Origin of the sequence: Hydrotalea flava (assembly GCF_001623405.1) — a bacterium.
GTDB lineage: Bacteria > Bacteroidota > Bacteroidia > Chitinophagales > Chitinophagaceae > Hydrotalea > Hydrotalea flava.
Map to the genome: position 1 here is coordinate 1 of NZ_LUHG01000068.1, position 3,375 is coordinate 3,375.

Genomic DNA, 3,375 nt, shown 5'->3' on the forward strand with positions numbered 1-3,375 from the left:
ATGAAGTGTCACCTTGGCTTATCCGCTTACCGACATGATCAAAAATCTCTTCATCAACTTTAATCCAGTTCATTTCTCCGTTCGGTCCTGCTACAAAACCGTCAAGTGATATGTGCATAAATGAAATTATTTTTCTCATATGGTTTTGTTTTTTGTTGTTGTCGGTGGTTTGTAGAGTCTTTTTACAATGACCGCTAACGCCCCGGGCTTGGCGATGTGGCGGAATTTGAAAAGCCGTCAGCCGGGAACGATTGCTGAATAAATATACAAAAGTTTAAAATAAAAATCTGCAGTTGCGTTATGGTCGTCTTGCCGGAACTACAGCTGATAGATGACTACAGCCGAACTACTGCGTTACAGTCCGCCGACATAGTGCCAAGCCCATGTTAGCTGCTTTGGGAGTTGTGAAACAAGCCAACATAATCTTGTGCAATAACCCTGAAAAAATGGTTGCTGAAAAAAACTTGTGCGCCGGGTCTACCGCATTTTAAAATCAAAACAAAGTGTCAAAAGTAAAAAAGCAAAAACTTTGCGTCAGTGTCCCGCAGCACAGCCTGCTGAATCCTGTCGTGCGTGGGGTCAACAAAATGCTTAATAAAAAACGAGTCCACATAATTGAAATGTCCTGCTGCAAATAAAAAAAAGTCAACCCATATATAACCGGCAACCGGCATCAATATTGAAAAGTGCAATAAGCTGCGTAATTGTCAAAGAAAGCGTTGGGTCTGCCGGGTCAATATTCGTCAGCCGATGAAGCACCATTTTTTTAGTCGCCGGGGAACTTGTCTCAACACAGGCGAGAATGTCTGCCGAACTGAAGCTGCAATACATTAAACAGCTGAAAACAAAAACCAAAGTAATATTAAAAAGCTAAAGCGGACAACACAGGCGAGAATGTCTGCCGAACTGAAGCTGCAATACATTAAACAGCTGAAAACAAAAACCAAAGTAATATTAAAAAGCTAAAGCGGACAGTCAGCTGAAGACTGAACAAACCGCGTTGCTGTCTGTCGACCATTGCAGCTAACGAGCAGGGCTTGCTGCTGTGCTGGATTTATATTCGTCCAGCCCGGAACTGCAGCCCAATAGAATTACTGATGATGAAGATAAGAACTAAAGCTGAATAGAATTACGTCTGACCAAACTGCTGCTGATAGCGAACAAAAAGATGAGGATTTATTCGTCAGCCAGCATAGCAGCAAACCCCATGTTGCCTGCTGGCTTTTCGTCAACGGTTTAAAATCAACTTCATCTTGTCTTGTTCGCTCTTATCAATTTTATCACTGTTTTCATAGCTGTATAAATTTTCTTCCATACTTACAATTAATGAGTTTGGGTTTTCTCCGTCAATATTTTTTAAAGACAATTTATATTTTGATACCATTAACGGAGATTGTTTACCACCAAAATGGAGCAGAACGTCACACTCGAAATTCGACTGAGTAAGTTCATTGGGAGAAAACAAAATTGTTTCTGTTTCGTATATCGGTTCATTGTAGTAAAGTGTTGCCTTAGCCTCTGGAATTGTCATTTCTTTTCCTGCAAGTCTATAAAACCTATATGTGCTATTTGAAATTCCATGATTAGCGAATTTTCCTAGGCTTATTATTAGTCGTGAATAAATGTTGTGTTCATTTTGAAGTTTTGATTTATTGAAAATGAAGTAAGATAATGTAAGAACATATTGACTGCCGTCAATTCTCACATTGTCAATTCGTATATATCCCTCTAGCTTTGGAAAAGAAACTTTTCTGAAAAGTGCTTCAATGTAATGATGTGGAGCAGGCTTTGTCTGTCCGTCAATTCGCATGTAATAAACATTACGATATTGATGTGGTGAATACAAACTTTGTTCTACTTCAATTATGTAAAGAAATTTTCCACCTTCTTCAAGTCGTTGAAAAATTATGCCTTTTGGTGAAGGCGTTATTAAATCCGTCACACGGTTTATGAAACTATCCTTTTCAATTAATTTTTCTACTGGTGAAAGCGGCCCCTTAAATATTTTCTCTTTTTTGCCAGTAACAGTTTGTCCAATAGGAGCACCCCAAATAACTAACCCGCCTTCAGAATTTAAAAGTCCACATATTGCTCTGATGACGCCATTTTCCTTTTCAGTATGATTTTTCTCTTCTGGATTGTGATATGACTTGTATTCAATTTTATTTGACTCGTCCTTTTCGTCAGTAAAATAGTTTACAATGTCAGAGTATGTTAGGGCGGTCAGTTCCTTTCCAAAATATAAGTTAGAGTATGACATAGTTGAAGGTGTCGTTTAAGCTTGCAGGCAACGGCTACTGCTTTGCGCAGGCGGGATCGTAGATATTCGTCTGCTTGGAACTGTAGCCAAATTTATAATTAATTGCTCATTGTTAATTCTATCGGTCAGCAATGCAGGTCAAGCTGGAACTATAGCTAAAACATGCACTGTTGCTGATTGTTAGCAGGTCAGCCCCGCTTGCGCAAAACTGCCTGTTGTATGCCGTAATTATTTAAGATTATAAGTTGTCAATTCCCAAGTACCATTACCCGGAATTGGTCCTAAACTATATTCGTTTTGATAATATTTTGTCATACCAATGTTAGGTGTCAACCAAATACTGTCTTTGGTAAATGAATTTGTTACATAACCAATGGTTTTTGATAATTGAAAAGTATTTTTAAATGTGCCTGCGGGAACTGTCAAACTTTTTTCATTTAAGACTTTTGTGGTGTCGCCAAAAAATTTGTCTGTAAACCAGAAATTACCTACTTGCAAGGGAAAAACATATCTGCGCTTTTCATAGACTGGTTGTGGTGTACAAGTTAAGCACGGAGGTGCATAGAAAACTGCTGTGTCGTTATCAACTACAACGTAAGATGAGTCTAATAAATATTTTGAATTTGATGCGTCTTGCAAAGTGCTTGTCCAAATTGTTGCACTTTGTCCTTGAAACGTTGTTATGCCAACAATATCCACGTAAATGTATTGTTCACTATTACTATTCCCGTCATCGTATTTATAAACCCAATGATTTCCAACTTCATTTGGAAAAATTTGATTAGAGGAAGTGTTTGGAGTTTGATTGCTTTCTTTAGTACACGATGTTATCAGAACTAGAATAAAAAACGTGAAATAATTTTTCATAGCCATTTTTTTAAGATGACAGTTGTGTCCACTAAAACGTTGCACTATTATTCTGACTAACGTAAGACATAGTTGTTAAAAATTAGTAGTTACTATTCCCAAGTCTTCGCTAGTTATTTCAAATTTACCGATTTGCTTTTTCATTTTTTTGATTAGCCCCATTTTTCTTTTCTGATCTAAGAATAGATATTGAGTGGGTGGATTGTAAGGTTGCTTTTTTACGATCATATTCCAGATGATTACTGCCA

Annotated in this window: 2 protein-coding genes; both read right to left on the bottom strand. The window is 37.5% G+C overall.

The window, feature by feature from the left end:
* Positions 1 to 1,228: 1,228 nt before the first annotated feature.
* Positions 1,229 to 2,260: an AlbA family DNA-binding domain-containing protein gene (locus tag A0F92_RS07640; protein ID WP_068243807.1), complete on the bottom strand. Its 1,032-nt coding sequence runs from the start codon at positions 2,258 to 2,260 to the stop codon at positions 1,229 to 1,231.
* Positions 2,261 to 2,488: 228 nt separating this feature from the next.
* Positions 2,489 to 3,127 carry a hypothetical protein gene (locus A0F92_RS07645; protein ID WP_167516912.1) on the bottom strand — a complete coding sequence of 213 codons (639 nt, stop codon included), beginning with the start codon at positions 3,125 to 3,127 and terminating at the stop codon, positions 2,489 to 2,491.
* Between the last annotated feature and the right edge of the window lie 248 nt (positions 3,128 to 3,375).